Origin of the sequence: Pseudomonas sp. NPDC087342 (genome assembly GCF_044744265.1) — a bacterium.
Lineage (GTDB): Bacteria > Pseudomonadota > Gammaproteobacteria > Pseudomonadales > Pseudomonadaceae > Aquipseudomonas > Aquipseudomonas nunensis.
The window spans coordinates 88159-111285 of the sequence record NZ_JBIUXZ010000012.1 but is presented as its reverse complement, the minus strand read 5'-3'; the positions used below and the strand labels follow the sequence as shown (position 1 = coordinate 111285).

Sequence of the window (23127 nt, the reverse complement as noted above, 5' to 3'; positions counted from 1 at the left end):
ATGGCTACGCTCGAACTTCGCAATGTAAACAAGACTTATGGTCCCGGCCTGCCGGACACCCTGAAGAACATCGAACTGTCGATCAAGGACGGTGAGTTCCTGATCCTGGTCGGCCCTTCGGGTTGCGGTAAATCGACCCTCATGAACTGCATCGCCGGCCTGGAAACCATCACCGGCGGCGCGATCATGATCGGTGATCAGGACGTCAGCGGCATGAGCCCGAAAGACCGTGACATCGCCATGGTGTTCCAGTCCTACGCGCTGTACCCGACCATGAGTGTGCGCGAGAACATCGCCTTCGGCTTGAAGATCCGCAAAATGCCTGCCGCCGATATCGAAGCGGAAGTGGCGCGGGTGGCCAAGCTGCTGCAGATCGAACATTTGCTCAATCGCAAACCCGGCCAGCTCTCCGGTGGTCAGCAACAGCGTGTGGCCATGGGCCGTGCCCTGGCGCGGCGGCCGAAGATTTACCTGTTCGACGAACCGCTGTCCAACCTCGACGCCAAACTGCGCGTCGAGATGCGCACCGAAATGAAACTGATGCACCAGCGCCTGAAAACCACCACGGTCTACGTGACCCACGACCAGATCGAAGCGATGACTCTGGGCGACAAAGTGGCGGTGATGAAGGACGGGATCATTCAGCAATTCGGCACGCCGAAGGACATCTACAACAACCCGGCCAACCTGTTCGTGGCGAGTTTCATCGGTTCGCCGCCGATGAACTTCATCCCGCTGCGCTTGCAGCGCAAGGACGGTCGTCTGGTGGCGCTGCTCGACAGCGGCCAGGCCCGTTGCGAATTGCCGATGGGCATGCAGGACGCCGGCCTGGAAGATCGCGAAGTGATCCTCGGCCTGCGCCCGGAACAGATCGTGCTGGCGAACGGCGAGCCGAATGGCTTGCCGACCATCCGCGCCGAAGTCCAGGTCACCGAGCCGACTGGTCCCGACACCCTGGTATTCGTCAACCTGAATGACACCAAGGTCTGCTGCCGTCTGGCGCCGGACGTTGCGCCGGGCGTGGGTGAAACCCTGACCCTGCAATTCGATCCGTCGAAAGTGTTGTTGTTCGATGCCAAGACCGGGGAACGCCTGGGGGTTGCGGGTGTGCCAAAAGCCGAAGCATCGGTAGGCAACATCGCGCAATTCAAAGGCCGGTAAAGATCAAAACTGTAAGAGCCAGGCTTGCCGGCGAAAGCGATTTCAAGAACGCCTTCGCCGGCAAGCCTGGCTCCTACAAGGGGATACGCGGTGAGCGGCCTGTCGTTCATCGCAATCGATGTAAACCGCGTTAGATAAAAACAGTTAATAACAATAAAACGAGGATGTAGGGATGAAGAAGAAGAACAACGCTCAGCTTATCTGCCAATTGTCAGCTGTTGCGGCGGCGATGACCCTGGTCGGTAGCGTTCACGCGGCTGACGCGTTCAGCGCCGATTCCCAGTGGATGACCGGTGATTGGGGCGGCGAGCGGACCAAGCTGATCGAGCAGGGTATCGACATCAAGATGGACTATGTCGGTGAAGTTGGCGGCAACCTTCACGGTGGCTACAACGACGACAAGACTGCACGTTACGCCGACCAGTTCGGCCTGGGCGTGGCATTGGACCTGCAAAAACTGCTGGGCTGGGATAACACCCAGGCCAAGGTCCAGTTCACCAACCGTAACGGTCAGAACATTTCCAATGACCGCGTCGGCGATCCGCGTGCCGGCACCTTGAGTTCTTCTCAAGAAGTCTACGGTCGTGGTCACATGGTTCGTTTGACCCAGTTGTGGATCAAGCACCAGTTCCTCGACGGCAAACTGGACGTCAAGGCCGGTTACTTCGGCGAAGGCGAAGACTTCAACACCTTCCCGTGCGAATTCCAGAACCTGGCGTTCTGCGGTTCACAAGCGGGTAACTGGGCCACCGGTATCTGGTACAACTGGCCAGTCAGCCAGGCCGCTGTCCGCGTGAAGTACAACATCTCGCCTGAGTTCTATGCGCAGATCGGCGCGTACAACCAGAACCCGTCGCAACTGGAACACGGTAACGGCTTCAAGCTCAGCGGCAGTGGCACGGCGGGCACCGTCATTCCGGTGGAACTGGTCTGGCTGCCTAACCCGAACAACCTGCCGGGCGAATACCGTGTCGGTTACTACAAAAGCACGGCCAATGCTGATGACGTTCTTAAAGACGACAACGGCAATGACGCGGCCACCAGCGGTAACGCCTACCGTAGCCACGACAGCAAACACGGCTACTGGTTTGTGGCACAGCAACAACTCACCACTCACAACGGTGACGCGTCCCGCGGTCTGAACGTTGCCGCCAACGCCACGTTCCACGACAAGGACACCAACTTCGTCGACAACTACCAGTCGCTGATGTTTGTGTACAAAGGCCCGTTCGATGCACGTCCAAAAGATGACATCGGTATTGGTGCCGCCCGTATCCATGTCAACGATGACGTGAAGAAAAACTCCGAGCTGATCAACGCTTCCAATGGTGTCAACGACTACGAAGATCCACTGTTCGCGCCACTGCGCAGCACCGAGTACAACTACGAAATCAACTACGGCTTCCACGTTACCAACTGGCTGACCGTGCGTCCTAACCTGCAATACATCACTCACCCGGGCGGTGTTGATGAAGTCGACAACGCTCTGGTCGCCGGTCTGAAAATTCAGTCGGTGTTCTAACGCTGTTGCGATAAGCTCCTCTCTATGTGCGCATATTTGCGGATGGCCAAGGCTATCCGCTTTTTTTTGTGTAGGGTCTATGAAGGACCTGTGGCGAGGGAGCTTGCTGTGGCGAGGGGGCTCGCCCCCGTTGGAGTGCGAAGCGCTCCCCTACATTCCTTCCGTCATACCGCACTCGCAGGTTTTACGACTGCTTCGCAGCCGAACGGGGGCTAGCCCCCTCGCCACAGTGGTTCACTGGGCACCAAAGTAATGAGTACACCCATGATTTTCAGGACCGTGGCACATGCATGAGCATCCGCTACAACGCTTCTTCAAATCCTTGCGCGAACGTCCGGTGTTTGCGTGGGAGCGCTATCAGATGCGCGACGTGCTGGTGATTGATCATCCGCTGTGCCAGGCGGTGTTCAGTCGTCAGGGCGCGCAGTTGTTGCACTTTCAGCCCACAGGGCAAAAACCCTGGTTGTGGTGCGCGGCGAAGTGGCCGCACGTGGGTGCGATTCGTGGCGGTGTGCCGGTGTGCTGGCCGTGGTTTGGCCGTCATCCGAGCGAAAATGCTTGGCCGTCCCATGGTTGGGCGCGGTTGCTCGACTGGAAGTTGCTCGACAGCAGCACTGAGGACGATGGCGTGCGCTTGCACTGGCAACTTCAGCTGTGTGACTGGACGGTTGACCTGCACGCCCATCTGGGCGAACGCATGGATTTGCGCTTGAGTACCGAGCATCAAGACAGCCTGCCATGCCAATTGAGTCAGGCGTTGCATGCCTATTGGCGTATTGGTGATGTGAGTGAGATAGCGCTGTCTGGGCTCGATGGAGCGCAGGGTTATGATCAGTTGAGTCGCCAGGTGTGTCAGCAGGAAGGTGAGTTGCGGGTCGATGGCGGCTGTCAGCGGGTGTTCCAGCACGACGGCGAATTGCAGCTCAAGGACCACGCCTGGCAGCGGGAATTGTGCATCGACACCGGCGATGATGCCGACACGGTGGTCTGGCACCCGGGTTCACGGCCGTTGCTGGGGGTGAGCTGGAATGAGGTGTTGGAGTTTGTCTGCGTGGAAGCGGCCAGCGGCGGCACCGACAGCCTGAGCCTGGCACCGGGAGAGCGGGCGCATTTGAGTTTGCAGGCGCGGGTGGGGGTTTAGTTCAAGTCTTGTGGTGTTGCGGCTGGACTCTTCGCGGGCAAGCCTCGCTCCTACAAGTGGTCGCATATCCCTGTAGGAGCGAGGCTTGCCCGCGAAGAGTCCAGATCAGACAACAAAAATGTTGGACTAATTAAACTCGTCACCCACCGGATACCGGCTCGCATTCAAGCTCTCTTTGATCTTGCGCAGATGCGGCTGGAAATCCACCCCGCGGCGCAAGGTCATGCCCGTCGCCAACACGTCGAGCACCGTCAGCTGAATAATCCGCGAGGTCATCGGCATATAGATGTCAGTGTCTTCCGGCAGTGGAATATTCAGGCTCAAGGTACTGGCCTTGGCCAATGGCGAACCCTCGGCGGTCAAGCCCAGCACCGAAGCACCGTTCTCCCGGGCGATGCGCGCCACTTCCACCAGCTCGCGGGTGCGGCCGGTGTAGGAAATGATCACGAACAACTCACCGGTATGCGCCACCGAGGCAATCATGCGTTGCATCAGCACATCGGCGTGGGCGGTGACCGCGAGGTTGAAGCGGAAAAACTTGTGCTGCGCATCCAGCGCCACCGGGGCCGAAGCGCCGAGGCCGAAGAAGTGGATCTGCCGCGCCTGGATCAACAGATCGACGGCGCGGCTGATCAGGTTCGGGTCCAGCGCCTGGCACGCGCTGTCCAGCGAGGCGATGGCACTGCCGAAGATCTTCTGGGTGTAGGCTTCAGGATTGTCATCGGCCTCGACCGCACGGCTGACATACGCCGCACCACTGGCCAGGCTCTGGGCCAGTTGCAGTTTCAGTTCCGGGTAGCCGCTGACGCCGAATGAACGGCAGAAACGGTTGACCGTCGGCTCGCTGACCTTGGAGGCCTGGGCGAGGGCGGCGATGCTGAACCGGGTGGCCTGCTGTGGATTGAGCAGGATCACTTCGGCGACTTTGCGTTCGGCCTTGTTCAGGTCTTCAAGGCGATTCTGGATTTGTTCCAGTAAATTTCGCACGCGGTCCATAGATGTTCCTTAAGTCAGCAGCGCAAACAAGCAGTCTGCTATGCAAAAAGGGCCTTTGATGCGGCCCGTAACGGTGGCCTATCCTACTGATGGCTCCGACCGACCACCACTCGGAATCTGTATTTTGCGAAAATGTTGTGGTTATTACTACATTTTCCCTTGAGTGATGCCTTGAAAAAAGGTATTTGTAGCTTAACTTGATAAAAGAACAAACATCATGCCTTCGATTACGGTTGAACCGTGCACCTTTGCCTTGTTCGGCGCCCTTGGCGACCTGGCCTTGCGCAAACTGTTTCCTGCCCTCTATCAACTGGACGGCGCCGGCCTGTTGCACGAGGACACGCGCATTATCGCGCTGGCCCGTGAACCCGGCAGCGAGCAGCAACACCTGGCGTTCATCGCCTCTGAGCTGCGCCGCTACGTCGATGCCAAAGAGCTGGACGAAGCTGTAGTCGAACGCTTCCTCGCTCGTTTGAGCTACTTGCACGTCGACTTCCTCAAATCTGAAGACTACGTCGCCCTGGCCGAACAGGCTGGCAGCGCGCAGCGTGTGATTGCCTACTTCGCCACGCCGGCAGCCGTTTACGGCGCGATCTGCGAGAACCTGTCGAAGGTTGGCCTGAGCGAAAACACCCGCGTGGTACTGGAAAAACCCATCGGTTCGGACCTGGAATCCTCACGTACGGTCAACGATGCCGTGGCGGCGTTCTTCCCGGAGAACCGCACCTATCGCATCGACCACTACCTGGGCAAAGAAACCGTCCAGAACCTGATCGCCCTGCGGTTCGCCAACAGCCTGTTCGAAACCCAGTGGAACCAGAATTACATTTCCCACGTGGAAATCACCGTGGCCGAGAAGGTCGGGATCGAAGGCCGTTGGGGTTACTTCGACAAGGCCGGCCAGCTGCGGGACATGATCCAGAATCACCTGCTGCAACTGCTCTGCCTGATCGCCATGGACCCGCCGGCCGACCTGTCTGCCGATAGCATCCGTGACGAGAAAGTCAAAGTGCTCAAGGCCCTGGCGCCGATCAGCCCGGAAGGCCTGACCACTCAGGTCGTTCGCGGCCAGTACATCGCTGGCTATAGCGAAGGCAAACCGGTGCCGGGTTATCTGGAAGAACCGAATTCCAACACCCAGAGCGACACCGAAACCTTCGTCGCGCTGCGTGCCGATATCCGCAACTGGCGTTGGGCCGGCGTGCCGTTTTACCTGCGCACCGGCAAGCGCATGCCGCAGAAGTTGTCGCAGATCGTCATCCACTTCAAGGAGCCGTCGCACTACATCTTCGCCCCCGAGCAGCGCCTGCAAATCAGCAACAAGCTGATTATCCGCCTGCAACCGGACGAAGGCATCTCCTTGCGCGTGATGACCAAAGAACAAGGCCTGGACAAGGGCATGCAGCTGCGCAGCGGTCCGTTGCAGCTGAATTTTTCCGACACCTGGCGCAGCGCACGGATTCCCGATGCCTACGAACGGTTGTTGCTGGAAGTAATGCGGGGCAATCAGAACCTGTTTGTCCGTAAAGATGAAATCGAAGCCGCGTGGAAGTGGTGTGACCAGTTGATCGCCGGGTGGAAAAAATCCGGTGATGCGCCCAAGCCGTACGCGGCCGGGTCCTGGGGACCGATGAGTTCAATTGCACTGATCACGCGGGACGGGAGGTCGTGGTATGGCGATATCTGATTTGAAACTGCCTCAGGGCGTCAGCGCCCATGAGTTCAAGAGCCCGGTGCTGTTGGCTGAAGGCCTGGCGCTGAATGTGGCCAAGCAACTGAGCGAGGCCATCGACGCACGCGGCACGGCGACCCTGGTGGTTTCCGGTGGCCGCAGCCCGGTGGCGTTCTTTCAGCACCTGGCCAAGCAGACGCTGGACTGGTCCAAGGTCGTCGTGACCCTGGCCGACGAGCGCTGGGTGCCGGTGGAACACGCTGACAGCAATGCCGGTTTGCTCAAGCGTTATTTGCTGCAAGGCCCGGCGGCCAAGGCCAAGTTTTTGAGCCTTTACAGCGCCACCGCCAACCTTGAGCTGGCAGCCGAGCAGGCTGACCGCTTGCTGGCAGAGTTGCCGGCGATCGACGTGCTGATTCTGGGCATGGGCGACGACGGGCACACCGCCTCGCTGTTCCCCAACAGCCCGAACCTGGCCGATGCCTTGAAAGTCGATGGCACACGCCGTTGCTACCCGATGCTGGCGCCGACCGTGCCGCATCAGCGTCTGACCATGAGTCGCGCGCTGCTGGCTTCGGCCACGAACACCGTTCTATCGATTTCCGGTCAGTCCAAGCTGACTACTTTGAGTGCCGCATTGGCCGGTGACGATGTCGCCGCCATGCCGATTCGCGCGTTTCTGCAACCTACGTTAGAGATTTACTGGTGCCCATGAGCCAAGGATCAGCCGCTATGACAAACACATCCCCGACCGTTTCCATGGCGGACAAAGTTGCCCTGATCGACAGCCTCTGCGCCAAGGCGCGGATTTTGCCGGTGATCACCATCGCTCGCGAACAGGACGTCCTGCCACTGGCCGACGCCTTGGCCGCCGGTGGCCTGACCGCCCTGGAAGTGACCCTGCGTTCGCAGTTCGGCCTCAAAGCCATCCAGATCCTGCGCGAGCAGCGTCCGGAATTGGTAACCGGTGCCGGCACTGTGCTCGATCGCAGCATGCTCGCCGCGGCTGAAAGGGCCGGTTCGCAATTCATCGTCACCCCGGGCATTACTCGTGACCTGCTCGAAGCCAGCGTCGACAGCCCGATCCCGCTGTTGCCCGGCATCAGCAACGCCTCCGGCATCATGGAAGGTTATGGCCTGGGCTATCGCCGCTTCAAGCTGTTCCCGGCGGAAGTCAGCGGCGGCGTCGCGGCTATCAAGGCACTTGGCGGTCCGTTTGGCGAAGTTAAATTCTGCCCGACTGGCGGCGTCAGCCCGGCCAATATCAAGAGCTACATGGCGTTGAAAAACGTGATGTGCGTGGGCGGTAGCTGGATGCTTGATCCGGAGTGGATCAAGAACGGCGACTGGGCCCGCATTCAGGAATGCACCGCCGAGGCCCTGGCGCTGCTGGACTGATGCAGTTGGATTGATAGTTTTACCTGACACTTCGTTGTGTGTTCTACGGCTTTACGGTGCGCTTGGTCGGTGCACCGTTTTTTTTTGCCTCAAAAAAATCCCGCGCAACACATGCCCCTGTAGGAGCGAGGCTTGCCCGCGAAGGCGTCATCACATTCACCACAAAGGTTGAATGTCAGACCGCTTTCGCGAGCAAGCTTTGCTCCTGCAGAAAACATTCCCCGATACATAGTTACCGCATCCCGCCCGGCATCTCTCTCTATCCTTGAATCATCTTATGGAAGAGAGAACCTCATGGATAACACCTCTGCTACTCCCCGCGAAACCGTCTGCCTGCTGTCCCCGGAGCAGATCGCCGGCCCTTATTTCCGCAACCCCAAACTCATCCGCAGAAACATCAGCGAAGGCCAGGACGGCATTCCCCTGGTGATGCGCCTGGCGATTGTCGATGCCATGACCGGCGAGCCGGTGAGCGGCGCGCTGGTGGATATCTGGCATTGCAATGCCCGGGGTTCGTACTCGGGCTGGAGCCGGATCAATCCGGACCTTGAAGTCGATGCCGGTGACATCGGGGCGATTGCGCGCACCGATGACGACACTTACCTGCGCGGTGGGCAATTCAGTGACAACAAGGGCATGGTGCGGTTTACCACGATCTATCCAGGCTTCTATGCCGGGCGTGCACTGCACATCCACGTGGCGGTGCGCATCACCGGTGGCAACAATTATCTGGAAGAGCGGCATGTCGCTTGGGTCGGTCAGCTGTACTTTCCCGAAGTGGCCTCCAGGTCGGTGCTGAGTGCCAGGGAGTACAAGGGCCGGAGCGTGTCGCCGCTGAGCAACGATAAGGATCATTTCTACGAAAATATGGGCGGTGACGCCTCGACCCTGACCGTTCACAGCATCGGTCGAGACACCACGGAGGACGGCTTCTTCGGGCATATGACCATCGGCATCGACACCTTTGCGGTGTCGACCCAAATCAAGCCCGAGGACTTCGACAAGTACACGGTGTGAGCGCTGATATCAGCGCAACTCGGTCAGCGCCTGGACCAGTAAGTCCATGTCGGCGGCGGTGGTGGTCAGCCCCGGCGTGATGCGGATGCACGGCCCGAACGACGCACCGCTGCGGGCCACGGTGAACAGGTTGTAGTCGTTTAGCAGCCGCTCGACCATCACTTGCTGATCAGCGTGGCGGGTAAAGCGCATCGAGGTGATGCCGCAATACAGCCGGGGATCGTCCGGGGTCATGACTTCGATACCCGGCAAGTCGCGCACGGCGCTGACCCAGCGGTTACGCAGGTAATCGAGGCGTGCGCCCTTGGCGGCGGAACCGCCCATGGCCTGATGCTCCTCGAACACCAGTGGCAGGGTCATCAGCGCTGGAATGTTCGGCGTGCTGTAGGGCGTGCGGGATCGAATGTCATTGATCGGGAAATGCATCTCGCCCATGTCCGGGTCGATATCGGCCAGGCGTTGCGGCGCGATGTAAATGAAACCCAGGGTCAGCGGCGCGCCGATCCATTTGTGCAGGTTGTAGCCGGCAAACGCGATGCCCAGGGTTTCCAGATCGAAGTCGATCTGGCCCAGGGCATGGGCGCCGTCGAGGATCACATCGACCCCATGTTCCTTGGCGAGCGCGGCAATTGCCTGCACCGGCATCACCAGGCCGGAGCGGTGGGTGACGTGGGTCAGGGCCATCAGCTTGAGGCGTGGATAACGCACGAAGGCTTCGCGGTAGCTGGCCAGCAAACTGTCGAAAGTGGCAGGGTGCTGGTGATCGATTTCGATCACTTCCACGCCGCGATGACGAGCCAGCCAACGCATGGCGCCCTTGACCGTGTCGTACTCCAGATCGCACAGCAGCACCTGATCGCCGGGCTGCAAGCGGTTGTAGTTGCGGATCAGCGATTGCAGGCCGTCCGAGGCATTGCGGGTGAGGGCGACGGAGTGCGCGCGCACGCCAATCATCTCGGCGAGTTGCGCTCGAATATCCAGGCTTTCGATCTGTTCGAAGCGTTGGCGCACATGCACCGAGTTGCTGCGGTTGATCAGTTCGATGTTGCGCTGGTATTCCTCGACCACCGTGCGCGACATGCGCCCGAAGTAACCGTTCTCCAGGTTGATGGGGCCAGGTTCGACAGAGTAACGATCGGCAAAGGTCTGCCAGAAAGCTTCATCACGGGCGCGGCGGGTGTTTTCGGGCATGGGCTACTCAATCAGTTCAGTGGCGCGGCGCAGGCTTGCCATGTTTGGCGCGTAGCGGTTCGAGCAGTTCGGATAAACCGTTGTGGTCGATTTCCTGCATCAACGCAAGCAACCCGCCCAGTTCACCGTGGGGGAAACCTTCGCGGGCGAACCAGTTCAGGTACTGGCCGGGGAGGTCGGCGATGATGCGTCCCTTGTACTTGCCAAAGGGCATTTCGCGGGTAATCAGCAGTTCGAGCTTTTCAGGATTCATCAATATGTCGTCTTGATTCAAACAGACTCGAAAATACAGGCATTCTGCATGCAGGCCAAATGACAGATCATGCAAATAAAGCGGATACAGATATTGGCTGTAAAACTAACTTATTGAAAAATAAGGGATAAATTCTCAATTCAAAGCTGGCATGCAGGCTGCAATAGTTATTGCATCTCTCATCAACCCGCGAGGAATTGAAAATGACCGACGTGAATAAAGAAGCCATCTCTGTACTCAACGACCTGATCGAAACCAGCAAAGACGGTCAGGAAGGGTTCAAGACTTGCGCTGAAGACATCAAGCATCCAGAACTGAAAACGCTGTTCGTTACCCGTTCTGCCGATTGCGCTACCGCCGCTGCTGAACTGCAGTCTGCTGTACGTTCGCTGGGCGGCGATCCGGAAACTTCCACCAGCGTCAGCGGCGACCTGCACCGTCGCTGGGTTGACGTGAAAGCGATGTTCACCGGCAAAGATGAAGAAGCCGTACTGAACGAAGCCGAACGCGGTGAAGACCACGCGTTGAAAGCCTACAAGGAAGCGCTGGAAAAAATCACCAAGCACAACCTGGTGGGTATTCGTGATTTGGTTGAACGTCAGTACCACGGCGTGCAACGCAACCACGACCAGGTAAAAGCCCTGCGTAACCAGGCGCGTGCTCGCTCTTAAGCAGTCGTCGCTGTAACAAAAAACGCCAGCTAGTCTGGCGTTTTTTTGTGCCCCGCGAATTGCCCCGAATTACTGTGGCGAGGGAGCTTGCTCCCGCCCGGCTGCGCAGCAGTCGTAAATCGGCTTACCGTTTTTTCTGACGTCCCGCGTTGAAAGCATTGGGGCCGCTTCGAGGCCCAGCGGGAGCAAGCTCCCTCGCCACAGTTGAGCGGTGTACCAGCCAGTTGTGTGGTGAATCAGCCGATGCTGATCGCCGGCAACACAGGCAACGTCACGGTCTGCTGCTTACGCGGCGCCAGGATCTCCGCCTCGCCGTCCACCACCAACTCATCACGCTGGTTGAACACGCGAGTGGCAATCCGCACGCGAAACTTCGGCAGTTTCTCGAGAATTTCCAGACGCACGGTCAAGGTGTCGCCGATTTTCACCGGTTTCTGGAAGCTCATCTGCTGACCGATATAAATGGTGCCCGGCCCAGGCAACTCACAGGCCACCGCAGCACTGATCAGCGCGCCGCTGAACATGCCGTGGGCGATACGCTCCTTGAACATGGTGCCAGCGGCGAATTCTGCGTCCAGGTGCACCGGGTTGTGGTCGCCGGACATCGCGGCGAACAGCTGAATATCACGCTCTTCTACGGTCTTGCTGTAGCTGGCGGTCTGACCGACTTCAAGGGCTTCGTAAGGGGTGTTGGTAACCTGGGTCATCTGTCTCAATTCCTGTGACGAATTAAAAAATCCACAAAAAAACTATTCGAAAAACTACTCGGTTCTGGCCGGGCGGCGGTGGCTGAGCGCCTGGGCGATCCAGTTCAATACGTCGGCGATCACTTCATCGCGGTTGCTCTCGTTGAACAGTTCGTGACGTGCCTGCGGGTAAATATTCAATTGCAGGTTCTGGCTGCCGGCCGTGCGCAATGCATGGGCCAGATCTTTGAGACGCTTGCCTTCACTCACCGGATCACATTCACCGCCCATCACCAGCAAGGGCAGGCCTGGATCGACCTGGGCGAGATTGGACGCTTTGCTGATTTGCTGCAAGCCGCCGAGCAAGTCGATCCACAGTTGATTGGTGCAGCGAAAGCCGCAAAGCGGGTCATTGGCGTACAGATCGACTTGCGCCGGATCGCGGCTTAGCCAGTCGAATTTGGTACGTGCCGGTTTGAATTTTTTGTTGAACGAGCCGAACGACAGGAATTCGATCAGCGCGCTGCGCCCCTTCGGTCCCTGGCGCAGGCGTTCGAGCCGGGCGATTTGCCGCGCGGCACGATAAAGCGCCACGGGCTGGAAGTTCGATCCGCTGAGAATCGCCCCGTGCAGGCTGGCGCTGTGGTGCAGCAGATAGGCCTGGGCGATGTAACTGCCCATGCTGTGACCCAACAATATGATCGGCATGCCGGGGTGTTGCTGGCCGATGTATTGGTTGAGGCTGGCGAGATCGCCGACAACCTTGCACCAGCCATCGTCATCGGCAAAATGCCCGAGCGTGCCGTTATCGGCAGTTTTGCCATGTCCACGCAAGTCCGGTGCGTACACGCCGTAGCCTTGTTCGCAGAGTTTTTCCGCGACTCGGGCGTAGCGACCGCTGTGCTCGGCCATGCCATGCGCCAGCAAAATCACGGCTTTCAACGGCGGGGCGGGCAGCCATTGGTTGACGAAGAGGCGGCTGTGATCACTCGCGGTCAGCCAGAAAGTGTCGTGGATCATGGCGATTCCTTTGCACGATGTGGTTGCATTGTATAGCGCATCCCACGCTTGCCGTCTGATCAGCCCACGCCACCCTAGGAAGATTCACACGATCTATGACGGTGTTGGCCGTATTTGCCTGATTCGCCATAACTGCTAGTGTCCGTGAAGCTCCGCTTTTTGCTTTTTGTTTCTCAGGAATGACAGAAAAGCGGCCAAGGTGATTCAGGTAAAGAGGACAAGAACAATGCAACCTGATTTCTGGAATGATAAACGCCCGGCCGGCGTGCCCCTGGACATCGATCTTGGGGCCTATAAGTCGGTGATCGAGGTGTTCGAGCGTTCCTGCAAGAAATTCGCGGATCGCCCGGCCTTCAGCAACATGGGCGTGACCCTGACCTACGCCGAGCTCGAGCGCTACAGCGCCGCATTCGCCGGTTACCTGCAAGCCCACACCGACCTCGCGCCGGGGGATCGCATCGCGGTGCAGATGCCCAACGTCCTGCATTACCCGATTGCCGTGTTTGGCGCATTGCGCGCCGGGCTGATCGTGGTCAACACCAACCCGCTGTACACCCCGCGGGAGATGCGCCATCAGTTCAAGGATTCCGGTGCCCGGGCGCTGGTGTACCTGAACATGTTCGGGGCCAAGGTCCAGGAAGTGCTGGCCGACACCGACATCCAGTACCTGATCGAAGCGAAGATGGGCGACCTGATGCCCGCCGCCAAGGGCTGGCTGGTCAATACGCTGGTGAGCAAGGTCAAGAAGATGGTCCCGGACTATGCCTTGCCCCAGGCCATTTCGTTCAAAAGCACGCTGCGCCTCGGTCGGGGCCTGGGCATCAAGCCGCTGAAGGTCGGACTCGACGACATCGCGGTGCTGCAATACACCGGCGGCACCACCGGCCTGGCCAAGGGCGCAATGCTGACTCACGGCAACCTGGTGGCGAACATGCAGCAGGCGCGCGCCTGTCTGGGCCAGTTCGGCAGTGACGGTCAGCCGCTGCTGCGCGAGGGCCAGGAAGTGATGGTCGCGCCGCTGCCGCTCTACCATATCTATGCCTTCACAGCGAACTGCATGTGCATGATGGTGACCGGCAACCACAACGTACTGATCACCAATCCGCGCGACATCAAGGGCTTTATCAAGGAACTGAAGAACTGGCGGTTCTCGGCGTTGCTGGGGCTCAACACGTTGTTCGTCGCGCTGATGGATCACCCGGACTTCAAGACCCTGGATTTCTCCAGCCTCAAGCTCACCAACTCTGGCGGCACCGCGCTGGTCAAGGCCACCGCCGAGCGTTGGGAACAACTCACCGGTTGCCGCATCACCGAAGGCTACGGCCTGACTGAAACCTCGCCGGTGGCCTGCACCAACCCGTATGGCGACAAGTCGCGGATCGGCACGGTCGGCCTGCCAGTGCCGGGCACCACGCTGAAAGTCATCAATGACGAAGGCGTCGAGCAGCCGTTGGGCGAGCGCGGCGAGTTGTGCATCAAGGGCCCGCAGATCATGAAGGGCTACTGGAACAAACCCGAGGCCACCGCCGAAGTGCTGGATGCCGAGGGCTGGTTCAAGTCGGGTGACATCGGGGTCATTGATCCGGACGGTTTCGTGCGCATCGTCGATCGCAAGAAAGACATGATCATCGTCTCGGGCTTCAACGTGTACCCCAACGAAATCGAAGACGTGGTGATGGCTCACCCGAAAGTCGCCAACTGCGCGGTGATCGGCGTGCCGGATGAACGTTCGGGGGAGGCGGTGAAGTTGTTTGTGGTGGCCCGGGAATCGGGGGTCAGCCTTGAAGAGTTGAAGGCTTACTGCAAGGAAAACTTCACCGCGTACAAAGTGCCCAAGCACATTGTGTTGCGTGAGTCGTTGCCGATGACGCCGGTGGGCAAGATTCTGCGGCGGGAGTTGCGTGATATCGCGTAACGGTTGAATGGCCGCGCTTCGCGCGTTCGCGGGCAAGCCTCGCTCCCACAGGTTCAGCGCAGACCTGTAGGAGCGAGGCTTGCCCGCGAAGCTTTTAAAGATCTAAACCCCCCAATTTCAGGGGCTTTCAGACATGTATAGAATTTTTGCTCTAAAATGACTGCTTGCTGCTCTTGAGTCATCAAAGTGACTGTAGAGGCTACTTTTGGCTCTAGTCGGCCCTTGGCAAAGCTGCTACTCTCGGCGCGCTTTTGTGACTTCTCGGCCTATCTAAAAGCCAGACTCACCAATAAAAAACACACACCAATAATAATCGCATCAAATGCGGTGATGAATTCGCGTTGCTGAGGAGTGGGCTTCCATGATCGAAGACTTTTGGAAGGATAAGTACCCTGCCGGGATTGCTGCCGACATCAATCCAGACGAGTATCCGAATATTCAGGCAGTGTTGAAGCAGTCCTGCCAACGCTTCGCTAACAAACCGGCATTCAGCAACCTGGGCAAGACAATCACCTACGGTGAACTGTACGAATTGTCCGGTGCCTTTGCCGCTTACCTGCAGCAGCATACCGACTTGCAGCCCGGTGATCGAATCGCCGTGCAGTTGCCCAACGTGTTGCAGTACCCGGTGGCCGTTTTCGGTGCGATCCGCGCCGGGCTGATCGTGGTCAACACCAACCCGCTGTACACCGCGCGGGAGATGGAACACCAATTCAACGACTCCGGTGCCAAAGCCCTGGTCTGCCTGGCCAACATGGCGCATCTGGCCCAGACCGTCGTGCCGAAAACCGGCGTCAAGCACGTGATCGTCACCGAAGTGGCCGACCTGCTGCCACCGCTCAAACGCCTGCTGATCAACAGCGTCATCAAGTACGTGAAGAAGATGGTCCCGGCGTATCACTTGCCCAAGGCCGTCAAGTTCAACGACGTGCTGAGCAAGGGCCATGGCCAGCCAGTGGCTGAAGCCAACCCGGACAGCGGCGATGTCGCGGTGCTGCAATACACCGGCGGCACCACCGGCGTGGCCAAGGGCGCAATGCTGACCCACCGCAACCTGGTGGCGAACATGCTGCAGTGCAAGGCGCTGATGGGTTCCAACCTCAATGAAGGTTGCGAGATCCTGATCACGCCGCTGCCGCTGTATCACATCTATGCCTTCACCTTTCATTGCATGGCGATGATGCTGATTGGCAACCACAACATCCTGATCAGCAACCCGCGTGACCTTACGGCGATGGTCAAGGAACTGTCGAAGTGGAAGTTCAGCGGTTTCGTTGGCTTGAATACGCTGTTCGTGGCGCTGTGCAACAACGAAGCGTTCCGCAAGCTGGACTTCTCGGCGTTGAAAGTCACCCTGTCCGGCGGCATGGCCCTGCAACTGGCCGCGGCCGAACGCTGGAAAGCGGTTACCGGTTGCGGCATCTGCGAAGGTTACGGCATGACCGAAACCAGCCCGGTGGCGACGGTCAACCCGATCCAGCACATCCAGATCGGCACCATCGGGATTCCGGTGCCTTCAACCCTGTGCAAAGTCATCGACGATGCCGGCGTTGAACAGCCGCTGGGCGAAATCGGTGAGTTGTGCGTGAAAGGCCCGCAAGTCATGAAGGGCTACTGGCAGCGCCAGGACGCCACCGATGAAATGCTCGACAGCGAAGGCTGGTTGAAGACCGGCGACATCGCGCTGATCCAGCCGGATGGCTACATGCGCATTGTCGATCGCAAGAAAGACATGATCCTGGTCTCCGGTTTCAACGTGTACCCGAATGAGCTGGAAGACGTGCTGGCGACCCTGCCGGGCGTGCTGCAATGTGCAGCCATCGGCGTGCCGGACGAGAAGTCGGGCGAGGCGATCAAGATCTTCATCGTCGTCAAACCGGGCGTGACCCTGACCAAGGAACAGGTGATGGAGCACATGCGCGCCAACGTCACCGGCTACAAGGTCCCGCGCTCCGTGGAATTCCGCGATGCGCTGCCGACCACCAACGTCGGCAAGATCCTGCGCCGCGAATTGCGTGACGAAGAGCTGAAGAAGCTGGGCGTGAAGAAGTAAGCCCCGCTTGAAACACAAAAGCCCCGCAGAGATGCGGGGCTTTTTGTTGTTGGCCTGGAGAGCTTGCGTCTGTCAGACCGCTTTCGCGAGCAGGCTCGCTCCCACAATTGGAATGCATTCCCCTGTGGGAGCGAGCCTGCTCGCGAAGCTTTTGCTTTTAGAGGCGGAACGGCGCGAAGTTGACGTTGGTACCCGCCGGGCGCATGTCCTGCAGGTACGAGTCCTTGTCGGCGCTCAGTTCCAGGCTCAGGGCCGCTTTGCGCTTGCCTTCGTTGCGCACCACCAGGCCTTCGAGTTTTTCCCGCAGGAACACTGTCGGCACTTTCAGGTGCAGCAGTTCGTCGGTGTCCGGCGTATGCATCAACAGGTGCACCCACTCGTACTGACCAACGGCCAGGCGTGCCACCGGGATGTCGAACCACCAGATGTTGCGGTTGCGGTTCAATTCGGTGAAATGGCAGTTGTTGACGCCAAGCACAGCACCGCCGAGTTCCTGGTTTCTGCGGGCAATGGCCTGCTTTTTATCGAGTTTCATAACATTCCTACGGGATTGGATCTTCAGCGCCATGGCCTGAATACGTTGCGCATTCTCGGGGGTTGGACGGCAAACATAAAGCCCAACCTTTAATCGGCGATGAAATGTCGCAGTGAAAATAAATGAAACTCCGTACAAACGCCGCCGGTCAATCTTTCTGTAACGACTTTCCCCGTTGAATTGTTCACAGGAGAAACACCATGAGCAGCACTGGCGATAAAGTTAAAGGCATGGCAAACGAAGCGGTCGGCAACGTCAAGCAAGGCGTCGGCAAGGCCACTGACAACACCAAACTGGAAGTAGAAGGCAAAGTGCAGGAAAAGAAAGGCGAAGCCCAGCAAGCGGTTGGCAAAGCCAAGGACGCGGTCAAGAAAGCGGTCGATAAGTCCTGACGTGTCCGCCCCTTCAGGCACACTGAAACGGCCATCCGCGGATGGCCGTTTTTGTGTCAGCCGCCTCGGTTAAACAACGAAATTGTTTCAAGGTCGCCAAGTAGGCTACTTTGATGTAGAAAACGGCCCCTGAGTCGCCACGACTTCAACCCTTTTGCGGCGAAAGGAGACGCTAATGATTTTCCCGGACATGAAAGGTCTGCCCATCCACCGCGTGATGGTGCGCACGGTCACCGAGTTCATCGATGACGAGATGTCGACCTATGCCTCGGCGTTGGCCTATCAAATGCTGTTCTCGCTGTTCCCCTTCATTCTGTTCCTGATTGCCCTGATCGGTTTCCTGCACCTGCCGGACTTCTTCTCCTGGCTGCGCCTGCAATCGGAACTGGTGCTGCCGCCCCAGGCCCTGGAACAAGTGAACCCGGTGATCGATCAGTTGCAGCAATCCAAGGGTGGTTTGCTCTCGATCGGTATCGTCATCGCCTTGTACACCGCCTCTGCGGGCGTGCGGCTGATGATGAGCGCGATGAACGCCGCCTACGACGTGGTCGAAGGTCGGCCGGTGTGGAAGCGTTTTCCGCTGTCGATTTTCTACACCATCGGCATCGCCGGCATGCTGCTGGCCGCTGCCGCGCTGATGGTGCTCGGGCCGCAAGTGATGGGCTGGATTGCCGCGCAGGTTGGGCTCGAAGACTTCATCGTCACGGTCTGGACCATCGCGCGCTGGCCGGTGATCGTGATCCTGATGATGGTTGCCGTGGCGTTGATCTATTACGTCATGCCTGACGTGCGCCAGGAGTTTCGCTTCATCACTCCGGGCTCGGTGCTGGCGGTGGTGGTATGGATCATCGCCTCGTTGGGTTTTGCGTTTTACGTCAAGACCTTCGCCAACTACAACGCCATGTATGGCAGTATCGGCGCGATCATCGTGCTGTTGCTGTACTTCTACATTTCCGCCGCAGTGCTGCTGCTCGGCGCGGAAATGAATGCGGTGATCGAGCACATGTCGACCGAAGGCAAGGACCCTGGCGAAAAGGTCCCCGGCGAGCACGACCACGAAACCAAACAACACGTATCGGGACTGGGACGGGATCACTCGCTCAAGCCGAACACTGACGAAGCCTGAACATGATCCGTGAAATCCTGAAAATGGGCGACGAACGCCTGCTGCGCATCGCGCCGCCCGTGCCTGCTGAAATGTTCGACAGCCCTGAATTGTGGCAACTGATCGACGACATGTTCCAGACCATGGAAAGCGTCGGCGGCGTTGGCCTGGCCGCGCCGCAGATTGGCGTGGACCTGCAACTGGTGATCTTCGGCTTCGAGCACAGCGAACGTTATCCCGACGCCGAAGCGGTGCCGCAGACGATCCTGATCAACCCGCTGATCACGCCACTGAGCCCGACCCTGGAAGAAGGTTTCGAAGGTTGCCTGTCGGTGCCGGGGTTGCGCGGTGCGGTGGATCGGTATCAGCACATTCGTTATGAAGGGTTTGATCCCAAAGGCCAGCCGATCACACGGATTGCCTCGGGGTTTCATGCGCGGGTGGTGCAGCACGAATGCGATCACCTGATCGGCCGGTTGTACCCGTCGCGGATCACCGACTTCACCAAGTTCGGGTTTACCGAAGTGATGTTCCCGGATCTTGATCCCAACGCCGACGACTAACTCAAACCCGCCACAAAACCCAATGTGGGAGCGGGCTTGCTCGCGAAGAGGCCGTGTCAGCCAATATTGATGTCGACTGACACACCGCCTTCGCGAGCAAGCCCGCTCCCACAGTTGATCTCCTCCGTTTTTCAGATCTTCACTTCGCAGGTTTGACGAACCGCAACGTCATCCGGTCCGACTCGCCAATCGCCACATACTTGGCCTTGTCCTTCTCCCCCAACGTCAACGCCGGCGGCAAGGTCCAGACGCCTTCCGGGTAATCCTTGGTGTCCTTCGGATTGGCATTGATCTCGCTTTTCTCCTCAAGCTTGAACCCCGCATCCGTCGCCAGTTTCACCACGTACGCGGTGGTCAGGTAACCGCTGTGCTTGATCTCGTCCAGCGATGATCCGTCCTTGGCCCGGTGATCCACCACGCCGAGCACGCCGCCCGGTTTCAATACCTTGAAGAACGACTCGAACATCAGCGGCGCCGTGTCCGCCAGTACCCAGTTGTGCACGTTGCGGAAGGTCAGCACCGTGTCGGCGGAACCGGGTTTACCCAGCACCGGAGCCTTGGGATCGAACTCGACCACTTGGGCCTTGGCGTATTGCGCGGGGGTGGCAGCGAATTTGGCCTTGAGGGTTTCTTCATTCTTGCGTGCGTAGTCGCTGACCGTCGGCGCCTGCACGGCGGCAATGTAAGTGCCGTGATCCTTGAGCAACGGCGCCAGCAGTTCGCTGTACCAACCGCTGCCGGGAGTGATTTCGATGACGGTCTGATTCGGTCGCAAGCCGAAGAATTGCAGACTCTGTTGCGGATGCCGGTAGACGTCACGCACTACGTTCTGCGGCGCGCGCCAGGTGCCTTTGAGCGCCTCGGCGTATTGCGCGGCGGAGATGGGCTGGGCGTCGGCCGCATGGGCCAAGGCAGGGGCGAGCAGGGCGGAAAGGGTCAAGGCGAGTAGGGCAGGTTTCATGGAGCGTCCTGGCAAAGTCGAAGTCGACCCCGAGGCTAGCACGCAGCCATTGGCGGCCGATCACACATTATCGTTGGTCGACCTCACCAACGGTTCTAAGCCCATCGCAATCATCGGTTTGCTGCGGGCGTAACGGGTCAGGCGCTCGACCATGGCGTAGGGCATTTGCGGGTCGAAGGTAAAGCCGCGGCGCTCGTAAAAGCCGCGCAAGTCCGGGTGACAGTACAGCCAGACCGGGCTGTCGAGACCTTTGACCGCTTCGGCAATCAACGCTGCGGCGAGGCCTTGTTCACGGCACGCGGGATCGACAAACAACCCGGTCAACCAAAACCCGCCCGCGACCTGTCGCAAACACAAGGCCGCGACAATGTCCCCGCGCCGGGCCACCCACAATTGTGCATCGCGCACTGCTTTCATCGGTGATTGGTGGGCGCGGTAAAACTTGTTCATCAACGGCCACAGCGGCTCGTCGAGCAAAGCGTATTGGGTGTCTGGCATGGGCTTGAGCTGTCGATGGGTCAGGCGGGCGATTATAAAAGAACGCGGGCGTCGCGATAGGTGTATACCTGACTTCACATCCCGTATGAGTGGAGTACGTATCATGGCCAAAGGCATGGATTCAAAAAAAGCGGCAAAGAAAAAACCGGCAAAAACCGCCGATGAAAAGCGCGCGGACAAAAAGGCCAAGAAGGTGGATGTGTTCGGGCATTGATCCCCTGACGCGACCAAGAACCTGTGGCGAGGGAGCTTGCTGTGGCGAGGGGGCTTGCCCCCGTTGGAGTGCGAAGCGCTCCCAATGCTGTTACTGCGGTTTCCTGAAAGCTGCGTAATCGCCTTTGCGACTGCTGCGCAGCCGAACGGGGGCAAGCCCCCTCGCCACAGATGTTCACCGGGCACGCGTTGAAGAAACAAGAAAATAATCTGCAAGATTTCCCCGCGTCGTTGCACAGAGAGGGACAAGTCCCGTTCTGAGCAAAGCCATGTCCCATTACTTCGACGCCGCCCATCGAGCAGAAATCGAAACCCTGCGCCAGAGCCTGACCGCTCGTACCGAGTGGCCGACCTGGCTGTTGCTGATCGGTGTGTACGTCGCCTGGTTCAGCATTGTCCTGGCCAGTGAACGCCTGGGCCTAGGCTTGAGCACGCTGTTGCTGATTCCGTTGGTGGTGCTCTGGTTGTCGGTGCAGCACGAATTGCTCCACGGCCATCCCACGCGCTGGCTGGCGCTGAACAGACTCCTCGGTTACGCACCGTTTGCGGTGTGGTTTCCCTACACCCTCTATCGCAACAGCCATTTGCTGCATCACCACGACGAAGACCTGACCGTTCCCGGTCGCGACCCGGAAAGCCGTTACCTCACCGCCAAACACTGGCAGCGCAGCTCCGTGTTCAAACAGGCCCTGCACCGGCTGAATAAAACCGTGCTCGGGCGTGTGATGGTTGGCGCGCCGATGGCGTTGCAGGCCCTGGCCCGCAAGGAACTGCGACGCCTGCGCGCGGGCGAGCGCCAGGCCTGGCTGATGTGGCTGACCCACGGCGCGCTCACCGTGTTGATGCTGAGCTTCATCGCCCGCTACAGCGCGCTGCCGGTGTGGCATTACCTGCTGCTGATCAGCGTGCCGGCGCTGTCGATTGCAATGATTCGCTCCTACTATGAGCACCGTCCCAATGCCCAGCCCGAGCAACGCACTGTGCTCAATGAAGCCTCGTGGCCGTGGAGCTGGCTGTTCCTGAACAACAACCTGCACCTGGTGCATCACGACTTGCCGAGCTTGCCCTGGTATGACTTGCCCGAGGCTTATCGGGCGCGGCGCGAGCAATGGCTGGCGCGCAGTGGCGGGTTTTTGGTGCAGGGTTATGGAGAGTTGTGGCGCCGGCATGGGGTGAGGGCGATCGACAGCCCGCAGCATCCATTTCATTGATCAAAGGTGATCCCCCTGTGGGAGCGAGCTTGCTCGCGAAAGCAGTTTCTCAGGCACCATTAATGTCGATTGGCACACCGCTTTCGTGAGCAGGCTCGCTCCCACAGGGGAATTGCGTTGTATGGGAATAATTTGATGACAGCAAAAATCGCCGAGCTACTGATGTACACCGCCCCCGAACCAATCCGCCAGGCCAACGAACGCTGGCTGACCCGGATCCTCGAGCGTCTGGACACCACCCGCCAAACCGCCGAAGGCCTGTCGCTGCCAGACCTCTGGCTATCCCCGGACCTGCTGCTGACCCAAACCTGCGGCTACCCGCTGATGACCTTGTTGCGCGGTCAGGTCCGGGTGGTCGGCCGCCCACGTTACGAATTGCCTGACAGCAACGGCGGCAACCATTGCAGCCTGTTGCTCAGCCGCGCCGACGATCCACGCCGCAGCTTGCCGGCGTTTTACAACAGTCGCGGGGTGATCAACGATGAAGGCTCCAACAGCGGCATGAACCTGCTGCGCCATCGACTGGCGCCGTTGCACCGCGACGGACAGTTCTTCGCCAGTGTCGGCATCAGCGGCGCCCACCGCGAAAGCCTGCGTTGGTTGCGTGAAGACCTCGCCGAGCTGGCCGCCATCGACAGCGTGACCTTCGCCTACCTGGCGCGACACGCCGAAAAAGAAGTGGCCGGTTTGCGCGTGGTTGCCCGCAGTGCCTTCAGCCCGACCTTGCCTTACATCACCGTTGCGAGCGCGAGCGATGAGCAGATCGAACAGCTTCGGCAGGTGATGAACCAGACGTTGCGCGAGCTGCCGGACGTAGCCGAAATCCTCGGCCTGCAAGAAGTGTTGCCCGCGACACAAAGCGACTATCAAGTGGTGCTCGATTACCAACAAGAAGCCGAGGCATTGGGCTACGGACGCTTACGCTGACCGACGCAGTTCTGTAGGAGCGACTC

At 59.0% G+C, this 23127-nt stretch carries 23 protein-coding genes; 15 read left to right on the top strand and 8 right to left on the bottom strand.

What is annotated here, in order from left to right:
- From ACIOYV_RS21935 to ACIOYV_RS21925, 3 genes are all read left to right on the top strand, one after another.
- On the top strand, nucleotides 1–1161 hold the full coding sequence (locus ACIOYV_RS21935) for an ABC transporter ATP-binding protein (RefSeq protein WP_290029769.1): 1161 nt from the start codon (nucleotides 1–3) through the stop codon (nucleotides 1159–1161).
- A gap of 172 nt (nucleotides 1162–1333) precedes the next feature.
- Complete coding sequence (locus ACIOYV_RS21930; RefSeq protein WP_401326975.1) at nucleotides 1334–2683, top strand: carbohydrate porin; 1350 nt, start codon at nucleotides 1334–1336, stop codon at nucleotides 2681–2683.
- A 286-nt stretch (nucleotides 2684–2969) separates the two neighbouring features.
- Nucleotides 2970–3824, top strand: a complete 855-nt coding sequence (locus tag ACIOYV_RS21925) for a D-hexose-6-phosphate mutarotase (protein ID WP_401326972.1) — start codon at nucleotides 2970–2972, stop codon at nucleotides 3822–3824.
- A gap of 126 nt (nucleotides 3825–3950) precedes the next feature.
- Here ACIOYV_RS21925 and ACIOYV_RS21920 read toward each other — a convergent pair whose 3' ends face one another.
- A complete protein-coding gene (locus ACIOYV_RS21920) occupies nucleotides 3951–4811 on the bottom strand; it encodes a MurR/RpiR family transcriptional regulator (protein WP_177331417.1) in 861 nt (286 codons plus the stop codon).
- Between the two features lie 226 nt (nucleotides 4812–5037).
- Here ACIOYV_RS21920 and zwf point away from each other — a divergent pair, with 226 nt between their 5' ends.
- The 4 genes from zwf to ACIOYV_RS21900 all read left to right on the top strand — a co-directional run bounded on the left by zwf (nucleotide 5038) and on the right by ACIOYV_RS21900 (nucleotide 8907).
- Nucleotides 5038–6507, top strand: a complete 1470-nt coding sequence (gene zwf / locus ACIOYV_RS21915) for a glucose-6-phosphate dehydrogenase (RefSeq protein WP_163912608.1) — start codon at nucleotides 5038–5040, stop codon at nucleotides 6505–6507.
- Nucleotides 6494–7207 carry a 6-phosphogluconolactonase gene (gene pgl, locus ACIOYV_RS21910; RefSeq protein ID WP_054613754.1) on the top strand — a complete coding sequence of 238 codons (714 nt, stop codon included), beginning with the start codon at nucleotides 6494–6496 and terminating at the stop codon, nucleotides 7205–7207. Before zwf ends, pgl begins: the two co-directional genes overlap by 14 nt.
- Nucleotides 7208–7224: 17 nt before the next feature.
- Nucleotides 7225–7890, top strand: coding sequence for a bifunctional 4-hydroxy-2-oxoglutarate aldolase/2-dehydro-3-deoxy-phosphogluconate aldolase (locus tag ACIOYV_RS21905; RefSeq protein WP_054044913.1), 666 nt, complete (start codon nucleotides 7225–7227; stop codon nucleotides 7888–7890).
- Nucleotides 7891–8184: 294 nt separating this feature from the next.
- Nucleotides 8185–8907, top strand: a complete 723-nt coding sequence (locus tag ACIOYV_RS21900; RefSeq protein ID WP_401326968.1) for an intradiol ring-cleavage dioxygenase — start codon at nucleotides 8185–8187, stop codon at nucleotides 8905–8907.
- A gap of 9 nt (nucleotides 8908–8916) precedes the next feature.
- Here the strand turns inward: ACIOYV_RS21900 and ACIOYV_RS21895 are convergent, their stop codons facing one another.
- Both ACIOYV_RS21895 and ACIOYV_RS21890 read right to left on the bottom strand, forming a co-directional pair.
- Nucleotides 8917–10098 carry an aminotransferase class V-fold PLP-dependent enzyme gene (locus ACIOYV_RS21895; RefSeq protein WP_401326966.1) on the bottom strand — a complete coding sequence of 394 codons (1182 nt, stop codon included), beginning with the start codon at nucleotides 10096–10098 and terminating at the stop codon, nucleotides 8917–8919.
- Between the two features lie 16 nt (nucleotides 10099–10114).
- A complete protein-coding gene (locus tag ACIOYV_RS21890; protein WP_007949456.1) occupies nucleotides 10115–10351 on the bottom strand; it encodes a DUF3820 family protein in 237 nt (78 codons plus the stop codon).
- 203 nt (nucleotides 10352–10554) lie between these two features.
- On the opposite strand from ACIOYV_RS21890, the gene ACIOYV_RS21885 reads away from it, so the two are divergent.
- Nucleotides 10555–11022: a PA2169 family four-helix-bundle protein gene (locus tag ACIOYV_RS21885; protein ID WP_054044908.1), complete on the top strand. Its 468-nt coding sequence runs from the start codon at nucleotides 10555–10557 to the stop codon at nucleotides 11020–11022.
- Nucleotides 11023–11258: 236 nt separating this feature from the next.
- Here the strand turns inward: ACIOYV_RS21885 and ACIOYV_RS21880 are convergent, their stop codons facing one another.
- Together ACIOYV_RS21880 and ACIOYV_RS21875 are read right to left on the bottom strand one after the other, a co-directional pair.
- Entirely contained in the window at nucleotides 11259–11729 is a 471-nt protein-coding gene (locus ACIOYV_RS21880; RefSeq protein ID WP_054044906.1) for a MaoC family dehydratase, read from the bottom strand.
- Between the two features lie 54 nt (nucleotides 11730–11783).
- Entirely contained in the window at nucleotides 11784–12728 is a 945-nt protein-coding gene (locus ACIOYV_RS21875; protein WP_401326962.1) for a lysophospholipase, read from the bottom strand.
- 226 nt (nucleotides 12729–12954) lie between these two features.
- Here ACIOYV_RS21875 and fadD2 point away from each other — a divergent pair, with 226 nt between their 5' ends.
- Entirely contained in the window at nucleotides 12955–14643 is a 1689-nt protein-coding gene (gene fadD2 / locus ACIOYV_RS21870; RefSeq protein ID WP_401326960.1) for a long-chain-fatty-acid--CoA ligase FadD2, read from the top strand.
- Nucleotides 14644–15004: 361 nt separating this feature from the next.
- On the top strand, nucleotides 15005–16696 hold the full coding sequence (gene fadD1, locus ACIOYV_RS21865; protein WP_163912617.1) for a long-chain-fatty-acid--CoA ligase FadD1: 1692 nt from the start codon (nucleotides 15005–15007) through the stop codon (nucleotides 16694–16696).
- 157 nt (nucleotides 16697–16853) lie between these two features.
- Here fadD1 and ACIOYV_RS21860 read toward each other — a convergent pair whose 3' ends face one another.
- Nucleotides 16854–17231, bottom strand: a complete 378-nt coding sequence (locus tag ACIOYV_RS21860; RefSeq protein ID WP_046032015.1) for a hypothetical protein — start codon at nucleotides 17229–17231, stop codon at nucleotides 16854–16856.
- A gap of 200 nt (nucleotides 17232–17431) precedes the next feature.
- Here ACIOYV_RS21860 and ACIOYV_RS21855 point away from each other — a divergent pair, with 200 nt between their 5' ends.
- The 3 genes from ACIOYV_RS21855 (at nucleotide 17432) to def (ending at nucleotide 19291) form a co-directional block, all read left to right on the top strand.
- Nucleotides 17432–17623 carry a CsbD family protein gene (locus ACIOYV_RS21855; RefSeq protein WP_054044898.1) on the top strand — a complete coding sequence of 64 codons (192 nt, stop codon included), beginning with the start codon at nucleotides 17432–17434 and terminating at the stop codon, nucleotides 17621–17623.
- A 175-nt stretch (nucleotides 17624–17798) separates the two neighbouring features.
- Entirely contained in the window at nucleotides 17799–18749 is a 951-nt protein-coding gene (locus ACIOYV_RS21850; protein ID WP_054044897.1) for a YihY/virulence factor BrkB family protein, read from the top strand.
- 2 nt (nucleotides 18750–18751) lie between these two features.
- Entirely contained in the window at nucleotides 18752–19291 is a 540-nt protein-coding gene (gene def, locus ACIOYV_RS21845; RefSeq protein ID WP_054044896.1) for a peptide deformylase, read from the top strand.
- A gap of 139 nt (nucleotides 19292–19430) precedes the next feature.
- On the opposite strand, the gene ACIOYV_RS21840 is transcribed toward def, so the two are convergent.
- Nucleotides 19431–20252 carry a class I SAM-dependent methyltransferase gene (locus tag ACIOYV_RS21840; RefSeq protein ID WP_401326954.1) on the bottom strand — a complete coding sequence of 274 codons (822 nt, stop codon included), beginning with the start codon at nucleotides 20250–20252 and terminating at the stop codon, nucleotides 19431–19433.
- A gap of 60 nt (nucleotides 20253–20312) precedes the next feature.
- Complete coding sequence (locus ACIOYV_RS21835) at nucleotides 20313–20750, bottom strand: GNAT family N-acetyltransferase (protein WP_401326951.1); 438 nt, start codon at nucleotides 20748–20750, stop codon at nucleotides 20313–20315.
- Nucleotides 20751–21232: 482 nt separating this feature from the next.
- Between ACIOYV_RS21835 and ACIOYV_RS21830 the strand changes: the two genes are divergently transcribed.
- Complete coding sequence (locus ACIOYV_RS21830; RefSeq protein WP_401326948.1) at nucleotides 21233–22174, top strand: fatty acid desaturase; 942 nt, start codon at nucleotides 21233–21235, stop codon at nucleotides 22172–22174.
- 135 nt (nucleotides 22175–22309) lie between these two features.
- Nucleotides 22310–23101: a phosphate/phosphite/phosphonate ABC transporter substrate-binding protein gene (locus ACIOYV_RS21825; RefSeq protein ID WP_401326946.1), complete on the top strand. Its 792-nt coding sequence runs from the start codon at nucleotides 22310–22312 to the stop codon at nucleotides 23099–23101.
- The last annotated feature ends 26 nt before the right edge of the window (nucleotides 23102–23127 follow it).

What these genes read in the sequence shown, in the direction of transcription:
- ACIOYV_RS21900 (WP_401326968.1), top strand. Translation starts at nt 8,185, where the DNA reads ATGGATAACACCTCTGCTACTCCCCGCGAAACCGTCTGCCTGCTGTCC.
- ACIOYV_RS21875 (WP_401326962.1), bottom strand. Translation starts at nt 12,728, where the DNA reads ATGATCCACGACACTTTCTGGCTGACCGCGAGTGATCACAGCCGCCTC.
- ACIOYV_RS21905 (WP_054044913.1), top strand. Translation starts at nt 7,225, where the DNA reads ATGACAAACACATCCCCGACCGTTTCCATGGCGGACAAAGTTGCCCTG.
- ACIOYV_RS21935 (WP_290029769.1), top strand. Translation starts at nt 1, where the DNA reads ATGGCTACGCTCGAACTTCGCAATGTAAACAAGACTTATGGTCCCGGC.
- ACIOYV_RS21835 (WP_401326951.1), bottom strand. Translation starts at nt 20,750, where the DNA reads ATGCCAGACACCCAATACGCTTTGCTCGACGAGCCGCTGTGGCCGTTG.
- zwf (WP_163912608.1), top strand. Translation starts at nt 5,038, where the DNA reads ATGCCTTCGATTACGGTTGAACCGTGCACCTTTGCCTTGTTCGGCGCC.
- ACIOYV_RS21890 (WP_007949456.1), bottom strand. Translation starts at nt 10,351, where the DNA reads ATGAATCCTGAAAAGCTCGAACTGCTGATTACCCGCGAAATGCCCTTT.
- ACIOYV_RS21830 (WP_401326948.1), top strand. Translation starts at nt 21,233, where the DNA reads ATGTCCCATTACTTCGACGCCGCCCATCGAGCAGAAATCGAAACCCTG.
- ACIOYV_RS21850 (WP_054044897.1), top strand. Translation starts at nt 17,799, where the DNA reads ATGATTTTCCCGGACATGAAAGGTCTGCCCATCCACCGCGTGATGGTG.
- fadD1 (WP_163912617.1), top strand. Translation starts at nt 15,005, where the DNA reads ATGATCGAAGACTTTTGGAAGGATAAGTACCCTGCCGGGATTGCTGCC.
- ACIOYV_RS21930 (WP_401326975.1), top strand. Translation starts at nt 1,334, where the DNA reads ATGAAGAAGAAGAACAACGCTCAGCTTATCTGCCAATTGTCAGCTGTT.
- fadD2 (WP_401326960.1), top strand. Translation starts at nt 12,955, where the DNA reads ATGCAACCTGATTTCTGGAATGATAAACGCCCGGCCGGCGTGCCCCTG.
- ACIOYV_RS21840 (WP_401326954.1), bottom strand. Translation starts at nt 20,252, where the DNA reads ATGAAACCTGCCCTACTCGCCTTGACCCTTTCCGCCCTGCTCGCCCCT.
- ACIOYV_RS21880 (WP_054044906.1), bottom strand. Translation starts at nt 11,729, where the DNA reads ATGACCCAGGTTACCAACACCCCTTACGAAGCCCTTGAAGTCGGTCAG.
- ACIOYV_RS21895 (WP_401326966.1), bottom strand. Translation starts at nt 10,098, where the DNA reads ATGCCCGAAAACACCCGCCGCGCCCGTGATGAAGCTTTCTGGCAGACC.
- ACIOYV_RS21885 (WP_054044908.1), top strand. Translation starts at nt 10,555, where the DNA reads ATGACCGACGTGAATAAAGAAGCCATCTCTGTACTCAACGACCTGATC.
- ACIOYV_RS21855 (WP_054044898.1), top strand. Translation starts at nt 17,432, where the DNA reads ATGAGCAGCACTGGCGATAAAGTTAAAGGCATGGCAAACGAAGCGGTC.
- ACIOYV_RS21860 (WP_046032015.1), bottom strand. Translation starts at nt 17,231, where the DNA reads ATGAAACTCGATAAAAAGCAGGCCATTGCCCGCAGAAACCAGGAACTC.
- ACIOYV_RS21825 (WP_401326946.1), top strand. Translation starts at nt 22,310, where the DNA reads ATGACAGCAAAAATCGCCGAGCTACTGATGTACACCGCCCCCGAACCA.
- def (WP_054044896.1), top strand. Translation starts at nt 18,752, where the DNA reads ATGATCCGTGAAATCCTGAAAATGGGCGACGAACGCCTGCTGCGCATC.
- pgl (WP_054613754.1), top strand. Translation starts at nt 6,494, where the DNA reads ATGGCGATATCTGATTTGAAACTGCCTCAGGGCGTCAGCGCCCATGAG.
- ACIOYV_RS21925 (WP_401326972.1), top strand. Translation starts at nt 2,970, where the DNA reads ATGCATGAGCATCCGCTACAACGCTTCTTCAAATCCTTGCGCGAACGT.